Here is a 14624-nt window from a genome sequence, read left to right on the forward strand (position 1 = left end):
GCGAGACGTGCCTCGGGTCGGGTTCGCAGGAGGAGGACTGATGTCGATATGGATCAGGCCGGTCGGCGATGAGGGCGGGCCGTGGCTCGAGGCGGGCGGGTTCGTCGATGTGGGGCCGACGTTCGAGCCCGAGCAGGAGCCGTGGTCGTGGTCGGAGGAGTCGAAGCCGGTGCCGGCGTCGTTCTCGTTCGAGCTCGATGTCGAGGTCGAGTCGAAGTGGCTGTGGCGGACGCTCGGCGGTGAGCGGCGGATCGAGAAGCGGCGGCGGCTGAGGTTCGAGCGGTCGGCGCTTCGTGCGCGGAAGGAGCGGCGTGCTCGGCGTCGTCGGATGCAGCGGCTTGCGATCGGGCTGCCGGGGGTGAAGGACTGATGGAAGTGTGGGCGGTGATCTACCTCGTGATGCTGGCGTACGTCGGCGGGTATGGGATGTCGTGGCTCGTGAACCGCGGGTCGTCGGAGCGGGAGCGTCGCGCGGTCGCGGCGTCGGAGGCGGCGTCGGCGGAGATGGGGCGGATGCGTGACGCCTACGTGCGGCGCGTGGGTGAGCTCGCGGATGCCGGGCTCGCCGCGATGGAGGAGCGCGACGATGCGCTCGAGCGTCAGGCGGTCGCGGATGGCTACGCGGCGGAGACGTTGCAGGGCGCTCGGGCGCTGTTCGAGTACGGGCTGCGCGTCTCACGGGAGCGTGATGAGGCGCGCGCGAGCGTGGCGCTGGTGCTCACGTACTGGGGTCGTGAGCGGGCGCGTCGTGAGGCGGTCGAGGTGGAGCTCGAGCGCGAGCGGGTCGTGTCGGCTGGCCTCGAGTCGCTGATCGGGGGCGGGTCGTGAGCGCGCGGCGCGAGGGCGCGTACGTGTGCCCGGACGACCACAAGCACGCGGAGACGGGCACGTGCTACTCGCATCACGGGTGCCGGTGCCTGCCGTGCAGCGATGGGCGGGCGAAGTACCGCGACGGGGGCCGTGTGCGGGAGCTGGTGCCGTGCGGTACGCGATCGGCGTACCGCACGGCATCTGCGGCGCCGTGAGCCGGTGGATGCGGCGTGCAAGCGGGCGAACACGGAGTACCAGCGGGACTTGGATCGGCGGCGCGCTGAGCGTGGGGAGTCGAGCGCGCAGCGGCACCGTGACGCGGTGCGGCGTGAGGCGGTGGCGGGCATCCCGGTCGTGTCGGTCGATGGTGACCGGATCGTGATCGTCGCGTCGTTCGCGGATGCGGGGGTGATCGCGGCGTCGGTGCTGGATCGTGCGCTCGCGGTGGAGGCGTCGCGGTACACGGCGTCGTCGTCGGAGACGGGCGGGGATGCGATCTCGCGGGCCGGGAAGGTGGAGCGGTTGCGTGCGATCCACAAGGCGATGGTCACGGTCGTGCGGAGTGTGTCGTGAACCTCGGCGAGCGGGTGCGCGTGACGTGCGACGCGCGGGGGTGCAAGGCGAGGGCGCTGCATCCGGCGCGTGGCTGGTCGGAGGTGCGGGGCCTCGACTTCTGCCGGCGGCACACGGCGCGCAGGGCGGCGCGCTTCATCTGCCCGCCGGAGCATCGGCACGCGGAAGTCGGCACCTGCTACGCGATCCACAAGTGCCGGTGTGACGACTGCACCGAGGGCGCTCGTGTCCGGGAGGAGAGGCGGAAGCGGCTGCACCTGTATGGGCGGTTCGACTCGGGGCTCGTGGACGCGGCGCCGGTGCGCGAGCACGTGCAGATGCTGCAGGCGTCGGGCCTCGGGTGGAAGCGGATCGCGGAGCTGACGGGTGTGGGGAACACGGCGATCGCGTCGCTGATCTACGGGCGGAAGGGGTCGAACCGCGATCCGCGGAAGGGCGAGGTGCTGAAGCGGGTGTCGCGCGAGAAGGCCGAGAAGATCCTCGCGCTGCAGCCGTCGTTCGATCACCTGCGCGACGGGGCGCTGGTGCCTGCGGTGGGGCTGCATCGCCGGATGCAGGCGCTCGTATGCATGGGGTACTCGCTGAAGGTGCTCGGCGCGAAACTCGGGATCGATCCGGGGGACATGTCGTCGCTGATGCGGCGCGAGACGGTGCGGAAGTCGACGCACCTCGCGGTCGTGGCGCTGTTCGACGAGCTGTGGGATGTGCCGGCGCCGACGTCGACTCGGCGTGAGCGGGAGTCGGCGACGAAGGCGCGGAAGTTCGCGGAGCAGCGGCGGTGGCTGCCGCCGCTGGCGTGGGACGACCCGGACACGGATGTCGAGCCGCCGGCGGGCGAGGAGCTCGGCGAGGACTTCGTGGATGAGGCGGTGGTCGTGCTCGCCGTGAACGGTGAACGGCCTCGCATGACGCCTGCCGAGCGGCGTGAGGTGGTGCGGATGCTTCATCGCGAACGGTGGGGCGACCCGCGGATCGCGGAGCACGCGGGGATGACCGCTCGCACCGTGCACCGGATTCGGGTGGAGCTTGGACTGCCTGGCATCGACAGGGATGAGCAGGTGGCGTCGTGAGGGCCACGCTCGAGCAGCTGAACGCAGCCGCGCAGCGGGTCCGAGAAGCGGTGCCGATGCCGAACCCGCTCCGCGAGGACTACTTCCGCCTCCGCGACGCCGCGATCGACGCGGAGCTCGCCGCCCTCGGCATCCCCGCGCCCGTCCGCCCCGACAACACCGGCAGCATGCACGGCGCCCACTGGGCATGGCACACCGGGCAGCTCACGACCGGCCTCATCGTTGGCCGGTGGGGGAACCATGTCGAAGAGGTCGCGATCGAGATCGTCGTCAGCCACGCCGGCACGTCGCTCGCGTGGATCGTCGAGGACGCCGACTCTGACGCTGACGACCGCGGCATCTACGGCCACTACGCGAAGAAGTACCGCAAGCGCCGGAATGAGTCGATGTTCGCGCCGGTGACGGATGCGCCGGAGCTGCCGGAGCTGCCGGTGCCGGCTGAGCCGACGCTGTTCGACTGGCTGGAGGTGTCGTCGTGACGGATGCAGCGGTGCTTGAGGTGGTCGAGCTCGATGAGGCGCTCGACTGGTCGCCGGCGTGCGACGGGCTCGTGTGGCGGGTGTTGCAGGAGCAGAAGGGTGAGCGGGGCTGCCCGGAGGCCGCGACGTGGATCGGCACGTCGGTGTGCTGTGGCCGGGTGGGGTTCTACTGCGACGCGCATCGGCGGAAGCGGATGCAGTTCGTGCATGTTCAGCATGCGCCGTGCGGGTCGCCGACGGCGCCGATCCGGTGGGAGCCGATCGGGGGTGGTGGTCGTGGCTGACGCGGGGCTGCTCGAGGTGGTGGATGTGCTCGAGCTGCTCGACTTCGAGCAGGTGTGCGAGTCGAGGGATGGGTGCGAGCGGGCGGCGGTGTGGGCGTTCGTGTACCTGTGCTGCGGGGGCGTGCAGCTGTTCTGCGATGAGCATCGCGTGTCGTTCGTCGAGTGGCTTGAGGAGCAGGAGCGGGACCGGCAGGTGATCCAGCACCGGCGATGCGGCGCGAAGGGGTTCGCGTACCGGTGGGAGCGGTTGAGGGGTGGTGCGTGATGGATGAGCAGGAGCTGCTGGCGGCGCTGGATTTCTCGCCGTCGTGCGACTGGGTGGGGGATGCGGGGCGGTGCTTCGCGGTGCCGCGGTGGGCGGCGGCGCAGCCGTGCCGGTGCCGGAAGGTGACGCTCAGGTGTGATCGGCATCGGGGGGTGCTCGAGTCGGTGCTGTTGCGGGGGCCGATCTCGTGTTCGTGCGGGTATCTCGTGCGTCGGGTGACGTGGGATGTGTTCGGGGAGGCGACCCGTGGCTGAGCAGAAGCGCGCGGTCGTGCGCTGCGACGGATGCGCTCACGGGCGCGATGAGCACTCGACGCGGTTCGGTGAGCCGTGCGACGTGGAGGGCTGCTACTGCCCGTTCTTCACGAACGCGGAGCTCGTCGCCGAGTACCGCCGGTGGCTCGACAGCACGGGGATGAGCACATGAGCGACGTGACGCCGAAGTGGCTCCTGCGGGCGCTGGACGAGCGTGACGGACACGTGTGTGCCTGGCACGGCGCCGAGGCGCGGAGTGACGTGTGTCGGCCGGGGACGCTGGTGCCGCAGCACCGTGATGGCGGGATGGGCGGGTCGGCGGTGAAGCACCGGCTGTCGAACGTGGTGTGGCTGGACAGCCTCACGAACGGGCTGATCGAGGCCGACCCGACGATGCAGGCGGAGGCGTACCGGCGCGGGGTCAAGCTGCGCGGCGATGTCGTGACGGAGGAGGAGCCGATCGAGCACGCGGTGCATGGCAGGTGCTTCCTGCTCGACGACGGGTCGGTCGTGTCGGCCGGAGAGGTGGGCTGGTAGATGAGGATCAGGTCGACGAAGCCGGAGTTCTGGCGGTCGGAGCGGATCGCGTCGGTGGACTGGGATGCGCGGCTCGTGCTGAAGGGGCTCGAGTCGTATGTGGACGACAACGGGGTCGGTAAGGACGACGTGGTGATGATCGTCTCCGACGTGTTCCCGCGCGACTTGGCTCGCGAGCCCTCGCGAACCCTCGCGAGGGTGTCTGAAGCGATTTCCGCGCTCGCGGAGGCGGGCCTCGTGCACCGATACGAGGCGGACGGCGACCGTCTGCTCTACATGGCGTTTTGGGAGCAGGCGCAGCGGATCGACCGGCCTGCGAAGGGCCGACTTCCGCGTCCTGACGGGACTTTCGAGTACGGCGACTCCGAGATTCGCGAGAGTGTCGCGAATCCTCGCGAGCCTTCGCGAGCCCTCGCGACTGGAACAGGGGAACAGGGGATCAGGGATCAGGGATCAGGGGATCAGTCTTCTTCGTCGGCGGAGCCGACGCGCCCGGATGTGGAGAGGCTGCTCGATCTGCTGGATGCGGAGATCGCGGCGAACGGTGGTCGGGTGCCGTCGAGGACGAAGAAGAACCGGGACGCGATGCGTCTGCTGCTGGATCGGGATGGTCGGTCGGAGGAGCAGGTGGCGGCGGCGATCCGGTGGGCGCAGGGGTCGGAGTTCTGGCGGGCGAACATCCTCTCGGCGGTGAAGCTGCGCGAGAAGTACGAGACGTTGCGGTTGCAGGCGCAGCGCGAGCGGGGGCCGGGGGTGTCGCGGGGGATGCAGGCGGCGCAGTTGGCTCGCGAGCTCGAGGCGGAGGAGCAGATGGGGCGGAGGCAGATCGGTGCGTGATTCGGAGATGGCGAAGCTGCTGGCGGTCGCGGCGACGGTGGATAACCGGATCGTGACGCGGGAGATGGTCGGCGGGTGGATGGGTGCGATCGGGCATCTCGACTACGAGGCGTCGGTGCGTGCGTTGCATGAGCACCGTCGGTCGTCGACGGAGTACCTGCAGCCGGCACACATCGCGGCGCTGGTGCGGGATGAGGCGTGGTCGGAGCGTGGGCTGCCGCCGGCGGCGGAGCGGGAGGCGTTCGAGGCGTTCGTGTCGTTCACGGGTGAGCTGCGGGATGTGGCGGCGGCGCATTGGAACGACCCGGAGTGGCGGGCGGAGCGACTCGACAGGGCGCGGCACGAGCACCACGAGCGCGCGATCGAGGGTTCGGCGTGAGCGAGTACGACGAGATCCCGGTCGAGCGGACTCCGCCGGCCGATGATGTCGCGGAGCGGTCGGTGATCGGCGCGATCCTGCTGTCGCGGCAGGCGATGGAGGACGTCGCGGCGGCGATGCAGCCGGGCGACTTCTACCAGCCGCGGCACGAGCTGATCCTGCGTGCGGCGCTGGCGCTCACGCATCGCGGTGTGCCGGTGGATGCGGTGACGGTCGGTGACGAGCTGCAGCGGGTCGGGAAGCTGGCGGCGGCGGGCGGGGTCGTGTACCTGCACGAGTGCACGTCGGCGGTGACGACGGTCGCGAACGCGGGGCACTACGCGCGGATCGTCGCGGAGAAGGCGATCATGCGTCGGCTGGTCGAGGCGGGCATGCGGATCACGCAGATGGGGTACGCCTCGGAGGGCGACCCGGCGGCGCTGGTGGAGGGTGCGCGCGCCGAGGTGGATGCGGTGTCGACGGCGACGGTGACGGAGACGGGCACGATCGGCGCGGGCCTCGACGACCTCGCGCGGGAGCTCGAGGAGGCGCCGACGCTGGTGCCGACGCCGTGGCCGTCGCTCGATGGGGTGCTGGGCGGGTTCCGGCCGGGCGCGATGTACGTGATCGCGGGCAGGCCGGGCAAGGGGAAGTCGGTCGTCGCGTTGCAGATCGCGCGGAAGCTCGCGATGCGCGGGCCGGTGGGGTTCGTGTCGCTCGAGATGTCGAAGTCGGAGGTGCTGCAGCGGATGGTCGCGCAGGTCGCGTCGATCCCGCTGACGTCGCTGACGACGCACCAGCTGACGGATGTCGACTGGAACTCGATGCGGATCGCGCGGCCGTCGATCATGTCGCTGCCGCTGCACGTGCGCGACGACCTGAGGACGCTCGAGCAGGTGTCGTCGTGGGCGCGGACGCTGCACAGGCAGGGCTCGATGCAGGCGCTCGTCGTCGACTACCTCGGTCTGTTGACGTCGGAGGAGCGGCATCGTGAGCGGCACCTCGAGATCGGCGCCATGACGGGCGCGCTGAAGCGGCTGGCGATGGCGCTCGACATCCCGGTGTTTCTGCTGTCGCAGCTGAACCGGCAGGCGATCGCGCGCGGGAAGGGCAAGGAGGTGCCGCCGGTGCTGACGGATCTGCGCGAGTCGGGGTCGATCGAACAGGACGCCGACGTGGTGATGCTGCTGCACCGGGAGGACCGGAAGAACGTGCTCGAGGTGAACGTCGCGAAGCATCGGCAGGGGCCGACGGATCGCATCGAGTTGATGTGGGAGGGGCCGTTCGTTCGGGCGGTCACGAAGCAGTGGGGGGCGACGGCGTTCCTCGAAGAACCGAAGGAGATGGGTTGATGGCAGGTGAGACGGTGATCGTCGTCGTGGGGAACCTCACGGACGACCCGGAGCTGCGGGCGACGCAGAACGGCGTGTCGGTCGCGCAGGTGACGATCGCGAGCACGCCGCGCGAGTTCGACCGGCAGGCGAACGAGTGGAAGGACGGGCAGGCGCTGTTCCTCCGCGCGAACATCTGGCGCGAGATGGCGGAGCACGTCGCGTCGTCGCTGCACAAGGGCGATCGGGTGATCGCGCAGGGGCAGCTGAAGCAGCGGTCGTTCGAGACGCAGGCGGGCGAGAAGCGGACGGTGATCGAGCTCGAGGTGATGGAGATCGGGCCGTCGCTGCGGTATGCGACGGCGGCGGTGGCTCGTCGGGGTGCGGGTGCGGGTCGTGCGGTGCCGCAGCAGCAGTCGGCCGGGTGGGGTTCGTCGGAGCCGCAGGCGGGTGCGGGTTGGGCGACGGCGGAGCCGGGCGCGGGCGGATGGGGTCAGTCGTGACGCCGGAGGAGCGCGCGGAGCTGCGGAAGCGCGCGGAGTGGGTGGTCGAGCATTCGGCGGACCCGGTGAACGATCGGATGCCGGTGTCGCCGCTGGTGGTGCTCGCGTTGCTCGACCTTGCGGGGACAGGCCGGGTCGAGTCGCCGCAGACGGCGCCGTATTGGGAGCCGCCGGAGACGCCGGAATCGCAGATCGACGCCTACGCCGACGTCATGTCGAGCCGCACCGAGCCGGACGAGCAGCGCGCCGCGCGCGAGGCGGCTCGCACAGATCGCACGTACTGGTGCTGCTCTGGCAGCCCGGAGCGGGGTCACTCGATGATGTGCGTCCAGCGGGAGGGCTACTGATGGATGAGCGGGTGCGGGTCGCGGCGGGCACGTCGCTCGAGGGGTGGCGGCACGCGCTGTCGCAGGCGGTCGAGCGTGGCTGGGAGGTGCAGATCGGCGGGCAGGCGCTCGTCGACCTGCTCGGGCACCTCGCTGGCGACATCGAGATTGAGTACGGCGTGCAAGGTCAGCGGCGGGTGATCCCGCAGGCCGCGTCGGAGGCGCGCGACATCGCCGAGACGATGCGGATGCCGCTGATGCAACGCACGGTGCGGCGGGGGTCGTGGGAGCCATCGCCGGGCCATGAAGACGTCACGAACGACGGGCCGACCGGCTCGATCGAACCATGAGGAAGGAACAACCCATGAAGGTGAAGCACAAGCTCGCAGCGATCGCGGCATCCGCCGCGCTCGTCTTCGCCGGCGCCACGACCGCGGCCGCGGACCCGCTGCCCGGCTACGAGTGCCGGTCGGTGTTCACGGGCGGAGGCTGGATCAGCTTCTGCACGTACGTCGGCGAGCCGCCGGCCGAGCCGGTGCCGTCGACCATCACGCGCATCGCGGGCGTCGACCGCTACGCGACGTCGGCGCTGCTCTCGCAGGAGACGTTCGCGCCGGGCGTGGAGGTCGTCTACATCGCCAACGGCGTCACGCTCGTCGACGCGCTCGGCGCGGGCGCCGCGTCGCAGGGCCGCGGGCCGGTGCTCGCCGTGCCGCGCGAGGGGACGCTCCCGGCACCGATCGCGGCCGAGCTCGAGCGGCTCGACCCGGCGTCGATCGTGATCGTCGGCGACCCGCAGTCGGTGTCGGACGCGATGGCCGTCCAGGTCGAGGAAGCGGCCGCGCGATAGCGGATGCGGCCGCGCTCCGAGGGTGTGCCAGGGCGGGCACCCTCGGGGCGGAGGAGGAGGGAACCCGATGAACGAGATCGTGATCGAGAAGGCGCCGTGCGTGCGCGACCACTTCGCGCGGCCGCACGCGCTCGACGGGGGCGTGCCGCGCGTCGCGGTCGCCGACATCGGGCTCCTGTGCACGAACTGCATGCGGCGCCTCGAGTGGCTGCTCGACGACGCGCCCGACATCATCCGGGCCGCGCGGGCGGCGGTGCCGCTCCTGCCGGGCGCGGCGGGCGGGTCGGAGCCGGTGTCGGGCACGAAGGAGCGGCCGCTGCCGTTCGACGCGGGCGCGCTCGAGGACGCGGATGATCTGTTCGCGATGGTCGCGAACTGGGCTACGGCGATCGCGGCCGCGCTCGGCGTGGAGCCGCCGGCGGATCTCGAAGGGGTCGCGGCGATCGACGCGAACGTGAACGGGCTGGCGGCGGGCACGGCGCCGGAGACGGCGGCGGCGGCGACGGAGCGGATCGTGCGGTGGCTGCTCGGACGCCTCCCGGACGTCGCGGGGATGCCGATGGTCGGCGAGATGGCGGAGGAGGTCGTGCCGGCGCTCGAGCGGATGAGTCGCCGGTGGCTGCAGGACGGGCGCGAGCCGAAGCTCCTGCACCGCTCGCTGCCGTGCCCGTCGTGCGCGGGGCATGACGTGCGGGCGGGATGTTCGGGGGATCTGCCGAAGGCGTGGTGCGCGGGCTGCCTGCTCGCGCTCCCGGTCGACTGGACGGTGATGTCGTGATGGATCAAGGATCGCTGACGCTCGAAGGGCTACCCGACGAGGCGTGTGGGGTCGTGGTGCTCGCTCTCACGGGCGACGGATCGCTCGAGGCTCACTACCGCGAGCGGGCGGTCACCGTCGTGCCGCCACGGGGACACGTTGCGGCTGCGCTCATCGCGCTCGCGGAGCAGCTCGCGCGTGACGCGCATGACATCGAGGAGCAGCGATGAGGGAGAAGTGGCTCACGTACCCGCAGGCGGCGGCGCGCGCGGGCGTCACCATGCGGCAGGTGCGCCGGTGGCGGTCGGCGGGGCTCGCGGGCCGGATCGGCGAGCAGGGCCGGTGGGAGGTCGAGGAGCAGGCGCTGATGGCGTGGGCTCGGCGCGCGGCGTTCAGCCGGGTGCAGTTCGGCGAGCACGTGCAGCCGAGGAGGGATCGAACGACAACGGTGTGATTCATAGGCGTGTCCTACTGGACAGCCAACGGGTGTCCGCCCCTACCTTTTGACTGAGCGAATGTGCCCACTGGTCGAGACGGCCGGTGGGCACTCTCGTGTGTAGCGACGAAGATGCCCCGCGAGTGCTGGAACACTCCGGGGCGGTGGCCGACTGTGAGGAGTCGACATGCCCGATGGTACGCGCACCTGCACCGAAGTCGAGTGCGAAGCCGCCCTCCATGCTCGCGGCTTGTGCCTGAGGCACTACAACGCCGACTTAGCACGGCGCCGATACTGGCGACGCCGCGACGACTTCCTCGCGAAGCATGGCAACCGCTGCGCCCAATGCGGGAGCACCGACCGGCTGCAGATTGACCACATCGACCCCGCAACGAAGACGATGGAGCCGTGCCACGCGCTCCGGGCATCGACCGCTCGCTATGAGGCGGAGATGGCGCTCTGTCAGCTCCTCTGCAAGTCGTGCCACGATGAGAAGACGAAGCGCGAGCAGACGGTCGTCGCGCACGGCACGAGGGCGCAATACAAGCGAGGATGCCGGTGCGAACCGTGCCGCACGAACTCGATCACGAAGCAGCGCGCCTACCGCGCGACCCTGCGAGCGGCAGCGAACGCCGCATAGACGTCCCGGCTCCACGGCTCGCCGGGCGCACAACCGAATACCGGGCCGCGCGGCACCTCGAACCCGTCGCGTCGGCGCCCGGCAGGTCTGGCGCTCCTGCATCGAAACGCGCCGCTCAGCTCTACCGGCCGAAGGAGGTCGACATGCTCGAGGTGTACCAGCGCGCCGACGACCTGTGGGCGTGGCGCCTCCGCGCGACGAACGGGCAGATCATCGCGACAGACGGCGGGCAAGGCTACGTCGACCGCGGCGAGTGCGCCCGCATGGCCGAGCAGGTGATCGACGGTCACCACATGGGCCTCAACCCGACCTTCATCCCGAGGGCCGAACCATGACGCCGCCCGTCGCCGCCTACCGCTGCGGCCTCCCGGTCGCGATGGGCTTCCTCGGCATCGGCTCCCTCGCGGTCGTCGCCGGCGCTGGCACGGCCGTGATCGTCGCCGCGCAGGTACTCCTCGGCGTCGGCCGGTACGGGCGCATCGCGAAGACGCACGGGCTCGCCGGCCTCCGCATCCGCTGATGGCCGCGCGCCAGTCGGTCGTCGTGATCCATCCCGGCACGGTCACCGTCGGCGGATGGTGCGACGTGCACGCGCTCCCGCACCAGCTCACCTGCGACGTGTGGCTGCTCGGCACGCACGGGCTCGCGCTCGTCTCCACCATCCGCCGCTGCGACCGGGAGGCATGACGTGGGAGCGAACCACAAGACGACCCGCGCACGCCAGAAGGCGAAGGACGACTACAAGGCCGAGTGCCGGAAGCGGAACCTTCCCTGCTGGCTGTGCAACCAGCCGATCGACTACGAGGCCGCGTGGGACGACTGGTCGAACCCGTCACGCTTCGAGCGCGAGCACATCCAGCCGGCATCGACGCATCCCGAGCTCTACGACGAGCCGACGAACTGGGCGCCGTCGCACGCGGGCTGCAACAACGAGCGGAAGAACAAGCCGCCGCGACCGGCGCTCGGGAAGCCGTCGAGGGAGTGGACATGACCACCGACACGCTCGCCACGGTCACACCGATCCCCACGGCCGCGATGCTCGCGCACCGCACCCTCATCGTCTGCGACATGACCGCCGGCATCGAGTGCGACGTGTGCGACCGACCCGGACCCGTCGCGCACGCGGTGGGCGGCGACACGCTCGCCGAGGCACGCGAGCTCGCAGCGATCGACGGGTGGCTGTCGAACGCCGCGACCGACCGAGACATCTGCCCACCGTGCATCGCACGAGGGCACACCACCGAGGGAGACACACGGTGACCGACCTCGACTCGATGTGCCTCGCCTGCGGTGACGACGAGACAGACGACAGACCGACGTGCCGATGCTGCGGTGACTGCAAACACGTCCCGCCACGACGCACGCTCGAGGAGATCGACGCCGACCTTCCGAGCACGACTCACGAGCCTCGACACGAACGCTCAGAAAATCCAGTGAACGGCCGCGGGGGCGGACACCGCCGGGGGTGGCGATCCTCCCTCCCCCGACTCTGATTCGGTTTCCACCACGCTCGAGGAGGTGTGCGATGGCTGGTCGTAAGCACCTGATGGCGGTGAACAAGGCGATCCGGGCTGCGGGCCTCGATGAGTCGGGTGTCGATGCGCCGACGATCGAGCTGGCGCGTGATCTGGCTCGGAAGATCGATGCGGTGGGTGCGGAGAACGCGAGCACGCGGCTGACGGATGCGTATCTGTCGGCGTCGGGTCGGTTGACTCGGGCGGCGGCGCGGGTGCGGTCGGAGCGGGAGCGTGCGGAGCGTGCTGCGTCGTCGGGTCGTGGTCGTGCGGCGCCGCCGGCGGCGGATGAGGGTGCGGGGGCTCCTCGGCTCGAGCTGGTGGAGAAGTCGCCGCTCGATGCGTTCCTCGGTCGGCACAAGATCGGCGCGTGAGTCGCGCCTCTAGCGGGGGTGGCGCGTGATCGACACGGCGAGCGATCCGCTCGTGATGGATGCCGCGATGCGGGAGCGGGGCGTCACGGAGGAGTACCGGCGGGCGACGGCGGCGAAGGGGCGCGCGTTCCGGCGGGGTCCGGTGGGGTGTGCGGAGCCGCGGCTGTTCACGCCGCCGCTGCGGCCGCTGACGCCGGAGACGTCGCTCGGGTTCGAGGTGATCGAGTACGCCGAGCAGATCCTCGGCGTGGAGCTCTACCCGTGGCAGAAGGTGCTGCTGATCCGCGGGCTCGAGCTGCGGCCGGATGGCCGGTACCGCTTCCGGCGCCTGGTGGTGCTGGTGGGTCGGCAGAACGGGAAGACGACGCTCGCGGCGGTGCTGGCGGCGTGGTGGCTGTTCGTCGACTCGAAGCGGCATCCTGATCGGCTGCCGCCGGTGAAGTTCAAGGTGGTGGGCGTCGCTCAGAACCTGGACATCGCGCGCGAGCCGTGGAACACGGTGAAGCTGTGGTGCGATCCCGACCCGGAGACGGAGGAGGCCGGCGACCTCGCGATCCCTGCGTTGCAGGACGCGACGGAGAAGGTGATCGACACGAACGGCAAGGAGGGCATCTACACGCTCGACCGGCCGCACTACGAGATCCGCGCGGCGAAGTCGGCGCGTGGGAAGCCGTCGCCGCGGGTGCTGTTCGACGAGCTGCGTGAGCAGGACACGTGGGCGGCGTGGAACGCGGTGGTGCACACCACGAAGTCGTTCTTCAACGGTCAGTTGTGGGGGTTCTCGAACGCGGGTGATGCGTCGTCGGTTCTGCTGACGACGCTGCGTGATGGGCTGCTGACGGGCGTGAAGGAGTGGCAGGAGTACGTCGAGTCGGGGCTGCGGTCGCTCGAGGAGTTCGCGAACGGGCGGGACACGACGGCGGGGATCTTCGAGTGGTCGGCGATCCCTGGCTGCGCGCTCGACGACATCGACGCGATCCTGCAGTCGAACCCGTCGATCGGTCATGGCGAAATGACCGTGGAGGCGTGCCTCGCGGACGTGAACACGCCGGACTACCGCACCGAGGTGCTGTGCCAGTGGGTGACGTCGCGGAAGAAGCCGTTCCTGAACGCTGACCGATGGCGCGAGCTGCTCGACGAGGAGTCGGACATCGAGGCTGGCGGGCGGATCGTGGCGGGCGTGTCGGTCACGATCGACGGCCGCTCGTACTTCTCGCACGTCGGGGTCGCGGGGCATCGGCCGGATGGGCTCGGGCACCTCGAGCTGCTGACGGGCCGAGAGGGGCACCTGTGGGTGCTCGACTACATGGAGGCGCTGCGGAAGAAGCAGGGCATCCGTGAGGTCGCGATCCAGTCGAAGGGTGTGCCGTCGGCGGAGCTGGTGAAGCCGCTCGAGGAGGCGGGGTTCATCGTGCATCGGATCGAGGCGACGCCGATGCTGCTGTCGGCCGGCTACCTGCGGAACGCGGTGGAGCGCGGCGACGTGCGGCATCGGGAGGATGCGCGCCTCGACTTCACGGTGGAGTACGGGACGACAAAGCCGCTGGGCGGCATGCCGGTGTGGGATCTGTTCGATTCGCCGGTCGACGTCGCGCCGGTGGTGTGCGTGAACCTCGCGTACTACGCGCTCGAGACGATCGCGCCGCCGAAGAAGAAGGACGTGCCGCCGCCGCCGCCGCAAGCGGAGGTCGTGGTGCGTGACGACATCGACGCCTCCGAGGTGAACCTGGCGACGGCGAGGTTCTAGAACCCGAGGGCGCGATACCTCTCGTCGGCGAGCTCGGGGTCGAACGGTCGTCCCTGGGACACGGCGAGCCCGTACTCGCGAGAGCAGGCGAGGCATGACCGCTTGCCCTTCGCGAACTGCGCGGGCTTGAGGTTCGGCTCGACGAGCTGGTGCCCGCGCTTGCAGTGGGTCTTGGCGCTGCTCGGGTGGGTGCCGTGGCGTCGCTTGTCGGCCTCGTTGCCGGTGTGCGTGTCCCAGCGGAGGTTGGTCAGCCGGTTGTTCGTCGGGTCGCCGTCGTGGTGGCAGCACTCGGCGCCGGTGGGCTGCGGGCCGACGAACGCCTCGAGCACCATGCGGTGAACGAGGCGGGTGCGTCGCTCGTCGTCGCGGCTCAAGGTGACGCTGTAGCGACCGTCTGCCCGCGTGAACGGGCGGAGCACGCGGCCCTGCATGTGGCGCGTGCCGACGCCGGTGCGTACCTCACGCGAGACGGATCGCACGCGGCCGAGGTCGCTCACCTCGTACCAGCCCTCGTAGCCGACGACGGGCAGCCAGTTCTCGGTAGGCTCCACGGAGCCCTCCAATCGGTCGAGTCGATGTGGCGGGTCAGGCTCCGGGTTGAGTGTTGACGCACTCCCCGGAGCCGCTCTCATCCTACCTCGCTCTCGGCGGTTCTAACCATGCCGACGCGCCCGCGCGT

Annotated in this window: 28 protein-coding genes; 27 read left to right on the forward strand and 1 reads right to left on the reverse strand. The window is 70.5% G+C overall.

Features of this window, described 5'->3' with window-relative positions:
- Positions 1-40: 40 nt before the first annotated feature.
- From L332_RS25980 to L332_RS26100, 27 genes are all read left to right on the forward strand, one after another.
- Entirely contained in the window at positions 41-370 is a 330-nt protein-coding gene (locus L332_RS25980) for a hypothetical protein (RefSeq protein ID WP_021011250.1), read from the forward strand.
- Positions 370-828 (forward strand): hypothetical protein, encoded by a 459-nt coding sequence (locus tag L332_RS25985; RefSeq protein WP_021011251.1) that lies wholly within the window; start codon positions 370-372, stop codon positions 826-828. The genes L332_RS25980 and L332_RS25985 overlap by 1 nt, the downstream gene beginning before the upstream one ends.
- Before the next feature lie 303 nt (positions 829-1131).
- A complete protein-coding gene (locus L332_RS25990) occupies positions 1132-1383 on the forward strand; it encodes a hypothetical protein (RefSeq protein ID WP_144061086.1) in 252 nt (83 codons plus the stop codon).
- Positions 1380-2453: a hypothetical protein gene (locus L332_RS25995; RefSeq protein ID WP_021011253.1), complete on the forward strand. Its 1074-nt coding sequence runs from the start codon at positions 1380-1382 to the stop codon at positions 2451-2453. Before L332_RS25990 ends, L332_RS25995 begins: the two co-directional genes overlap by 4 nt.
- Positions 2450-2932: a hypothetical protein gene (locus L332_RS26000; RefSeq protein WP_021011254.1), complete on the forward strand. Its 483-nt coding sequence runs from the start codon at positions 2450-2452 to the stop codon at positions 2930-2932. The genes L332_RS25995 and L332_RS26000 overlap by 4 nt, the downstream gene beginning before the upstream one ends.
- Positions 2929-3216 (forward strand): hypothetical protein, encoded by a 288-nt coding sequence (locus tag L332_RS26005; RefSeq protein ID WP_144061087.1) that lies wholly within the window; start codon positions 2929-2931, stop codon positions 3214-3216. Before L332_RS26000 ends, L332_RS26005 begins: the two co-directional genes overlap by 4 nt.
- Positions 3209-3481 (forward strand): hypothetical protein, encoded by a 273-nt coding sequence (locus L332_RS26010; protein WP_144061088.1) that lies wholly within the window; start codon positions 3209-3211, stop codon positions 3479-3481. Before L332_RS26005 ends, L332_RS26010 begins: the two co-directional genes overlap by 8 nt.
- Positions 3478-3735 (forward strand): hypothetical protein, encoded by a 258-nt coding sequence (locus L332_RS26015; RefSeq protein ID WP_021011257.1) that lies wholly within the window; start codon positions 3478-3480, stop codon positions 3733-3735. The genes L332_RS26010 and L332_RS26015 overlap by 4 nt, the downstream gene beginning before the upstream one ends.
- The gene (locus tag L332_RS26020; RefSeq protein WP_021011258.1) at positions 3728-3907 is read left to right on the forward strand and encodes a hypothetical protein; all 180 of its coding nucleotides are present in this window, start codon (positions 3728-3730) and stop codon (positions 3905-3907) included. The genes L332_RS26015 and L332_RS26020 overlap by 8 nt, the downstream gene beginning before the upstream one ends.
- Positions 3904-4272 (forward strand): hypothetical protein, encoded by a 369-nt coding sequence (locus L332_RS26025; RefSeq protein WP_021011259.1) that lies wholly within the window; start codon positions 3904-3906, stop codon positions 4270-4272. The genes L332_RS26020 and L332_RS26025 overlap by 4 nt, the downstream gene beginning before the upstream one ends.
- The gene (locus tag L332_RS30595; RefSeq protein ID WP_021011260.1) at positions 4273-5109 is read left to right on the forward strand and encodes a hypothetical protein; all 837 of its coding nucleotides are present in this window, start codon (positions 4273-4275) and stop codon (positions 5107-5109) included.
- Positions 5110-5116: 7 nt separating this feature from the next.
- A complete protein-coding gene (locus L332_RS26035) occupies positions 5117-5488 on the forward strand; it encodes a hypothetical protein (protein WP_144061089.1) in 372 nt (123 codons plus the stop codon).
- Positions 5485-6819 carry a replicative DNA helicase gene (locus tag L332_RS26040; RefSeq protein WP_021011262.1) on the forward strand — a complete coding sequence of 445 codons (1335 nt, stop codon included), beginning with the start codon at positions 5485-5487 and terminating at the stop codon, positions 6817-6819. The genes L332_RS26035 and L332_RS26040 overlap by 4 nt, the downstream gene beginning before the upstream one ends.
- Positions 6819-7301, forward strand: a complete 483-nt coding sequence (locus L332_RS26045; RefSeq protein WP_021011263.1) for a single-stranded DNA-binding protein — start codon at positions 6819-6821, stop codon at positions 7299-7301. The genes L332_RS26040 and L332_RS26045 overlap by 1 nt, the downstream gene beginning before the upstream one ends.
- A complete protein-coding gene (locus tag L332_RS26050; protein ID WP_021011264.1) occupies positions 7298-7648 on the forward strand; it encodes a hypothetical protein in 351 nt (116 codons plus the stop codon). Before L332_RS26045 ends, L332_RS26050 begins: the two co-directional genes overlap by 4 nt.
- The gene (locus L332_RS26055; RefSeq protein ID WP_158316731.1) at positions 7585-7977 is read left to right on the forward strand and encodes a hypothetical protein; all 393 of its coding nucleotides are present in this window, start codon (positions 7585-7587) and stop codon (positions 7975-7977) included. Before L332_RS26050 ends, L332_RS26055 begins: the two co-directional genes overlap by 64 nt.
- A gap of 14 nt (positions 7978-7991) precedes the next feature.
- Positions 7992-8477, forward strand: a complete 486-nt coding sequence (locus L332_RS26060; protein ID WP_021011266.1) for a cell wall-binding repeat-containing protein — start codon at positions 7992-7994, stop codon at positions 8475-8477.
- Between the two features lie 67 nt (positions 8478-8544).
- Positions 8545-9255, forward strand: a complete 711-nt coding sequence (locus tag L332_RS26065) for a hypothetical protein (RefSeq protein WP_021011267.1) — start codon at positions 8545-8547, stop codon at positions 9253-9255.
- A 205-nt stretch (positions 9256-9460) separates the two neighbouring features.
- Positions 9461-9688 (forward strand): MerR family transcriptional regulator, encoded by a 228-nt coding sequence (locus L332_RS26070; RefSeq protein ID WP_021011269.1) that lies wholly within the window; start codon positions 9461-9463, stop codon positions 9686-9688.
- Positions 9689-9857: 169 nt separating this feature from the next.
- Positions 9858-10310, forward strand: a complete 453-nt coding sequence (locus tag L332_RS30430) for a hypothetical protein (protein ID WP_021011270.1) — start codon at positions 9858-9860, stop codon at positions 10308-10310.
- Between the two features lie 143 nt (positions 10311-10453).
- A complete protein-coding gene (locus L332_RS30435; protein ID WP_021011271.1) occupies positions 10454-10645 on the forward strand; it encodes a YegP family protein in 192 nt (63 codons plus the stop codon).
- Positions 10642-10830: a hypothetical protein gene (locus tag L332_RS26080; RefSeq protein ID WP_021011272.1), complete on the forward strand. Its 189-nt coding sequence runs from the start codon at positions 10642-10644 to the stop codon at positions 10828-10830. The genes L332_RS30435 and L332_RS26080 overlap by 4 nt, the downstream gene beginning before the upstream one ends.
- Positions 10830-10997 carry a hypothetical protein gene (locus tag L332_RS30440; protein WP_021011273.1) on the forward strand — a complete coding sequence of 56 codons (168 nt, stop codon included), beginning with the start codon at positions 10830-10832 and terminating at the stop codon, positions 10995-10997. The genes L332_RS26080 and L332_RS30440 overlap by 1 nt, the downstream gene beginning before the upstream one ends.
- 1 nt (position 10998) lies before the next feature.
- Positions 10999-11301 (forward strand): hypothetical protein, encoded by a 303-nt coding sequence (locus L332_RS26085; RefSeq protein ID WP_021011274.1) that lies wholly within the window; start codon positions 10999-11001, stop codon positions 11299-11301.
- Positions 11298-11570: a hypothetical protein gene (locus tag L332_RS26090; RefSeq protein WP_021011275.1), complete on the forward strand. Its 273-nt coding sequence runs from the start codon at positions 11298-11300 to the stop codon at positions 11568-11570. The genes L332_RS26085 and L332_RS26090 overlap by 4 nt, the downstream gene beginning before the upstream one ends.
- Positions 11571-11835: 265 nt before the next feature.
- Complete coding sequence (locus tag L332_RS26095; RefSeq protein ID WP_021011276.1) at positions 11836-12198, forward strand: hypothetical protein; 363 nt, start codon at positions 11836-11838, stop codon at positions 12196-12198.
- Positions 12199-12223: 25 nt separating this feature from the next.
- Entirely contained in the window at positions 12224-13945 is a 1722-nt protein-coding gene (locus L332_RS26100) for a terminase (protein ID WP_021011277.1), read from the forward strand.
- On the opposite strand, the gene L332_RS26105 is transcribed toward L332_RS26100, so the two are convergent.
- On the reverse strand, positions 13942-14496 hold the full coding sequence (locus L332_RS26105) for an NUMOD4 motif-containing HNH endonuclease (RefSeq protein WP_021011278.1): 555 nt from the start codon (positions 14494-14496) through the stop codon (positions 13942-13944). The genes L332_RS26100 and L332_RS26105 overlap by 4 nt on opposite strands.
- Positions 14497-14624 lie beyond the last annotated feature (128 nt).

The sequence above is a fragment of the Agrococcus pavilionensis RW1 genome (assembly GCF_000400485.1).
Lineage (GTDB): Bacteria > Actinomycetota > Actinomycetes > Actinomycetales > Microbacteriaceae > Agrococcus > Agrococcus pavilionensis.

Excerpts from the sequence above, each read along its gene's own strand:
- L332_RS25980 (WP_021011250.1), top strand. The coding sequence starts at position 41 with ATGTCGATATGGATCAGGCCGGTCGGCGATGAGGGCGGGCCGTGGCTC.
- L332_RS25985 (WP_021011251.1), top strand. The coding sequence starts at position 370 with ATGGAAGTGTGGGCGGTGATCTACCTCGTGATGCTGGCGTACGTCGGC.
- L332_RS26025 (WP_021011259.1), top strand. The coding sequence starts at position 3,904 with ATGAGCGACGTGACGCCGAAGTGGCTCCTGCGGGCGCTGGACGAGCGT.
- L332_RS30595 (WP_021011260.1), top strand. The coding sequence starts at position 4,273 with ATGAGGATCAGGTCGACGAAGCCGGAGTTCTGGCGGTCGGAGCGGATC.
- L332_RS26035 (WP_144061089.1), top strand. The coding sequence starts at position 5,117 with ATGGCGAAGCTGCTGGCGGTCGCGGCGACGGTGGATAACCGGATCGTG.
- L332_RS26045 (WP_021011263.1), top strand. The coding sequence starts at position 6,819 with ATGGCAGGTGAGACGGTGATCGTCGTCGTGGGGAACCTCACGGACGAC.
- L332_RS26060 (WP_021011266.1), top strand. The coding sequence starts at position 7,992 with ATGAAGGTGAAGCACAAGCTCGCAGCGATCGCGGCATCCGCCGCGCTC.
- L332_RS26065 (WP_021011267.1), top strand. The coding sequence starts at position 8,545 with ATGAACGAGATCGTGATCGAGAAGGCGCCGTGCGTGCGCGACCACTTC.
- L332_RS26070 (WP_021011269.1), top strand. The coding sequence starts at position 9,461 with ATGAGGGAGAAGTGGCTCACGTACCCGCAGGCGGCGGCGCGCGCGGGC.
- L332_RS30430 (WP_021011270.1), top strand. The coding sequence starts at position 9,858 with ATGCCCGATGGTACGCGCACCTGCACCGAAGTCGAGTGCGAAGCCGCC.
- L332_RS30435 (WP_021011271.1), top strand. The coding sequence starts at position 10,454 with ATGCTCGAGGTGTACCAGCGCGCCGACGACCTGTGGGCGTGGCGCCTC.
- L332_RS26080 (WP_021011272.1), top strand. The coding sequence starts at position 10,642 with ATGACGCCGCCCGTCGCCGCCTACCGCTGCGGCCTCCCGGTCGCGATG.
- L332_RS30440 (WP_021011273.1), top strand. The coding sequence starts at position 10,830 with ATGGCCGCGCGCCAGTCGGTCGTCGTGATCCATCCCGGCACGGTCACC.
- L332_RS26090 (WP_021011275.1), top strand. The coding sequence starts at position 11,298 with ATGACCACCGACACGCTCGCCACGGTCACACCGATCCCCACGGCCGCG.
- L332_RS26095 (WP_021011276.1), top strand. The coding sequence starts at position 11,836 with ATGGCTGGTCGTAAGCACCTGATGGCGGTGAACAAGGCGATCCGGGCT.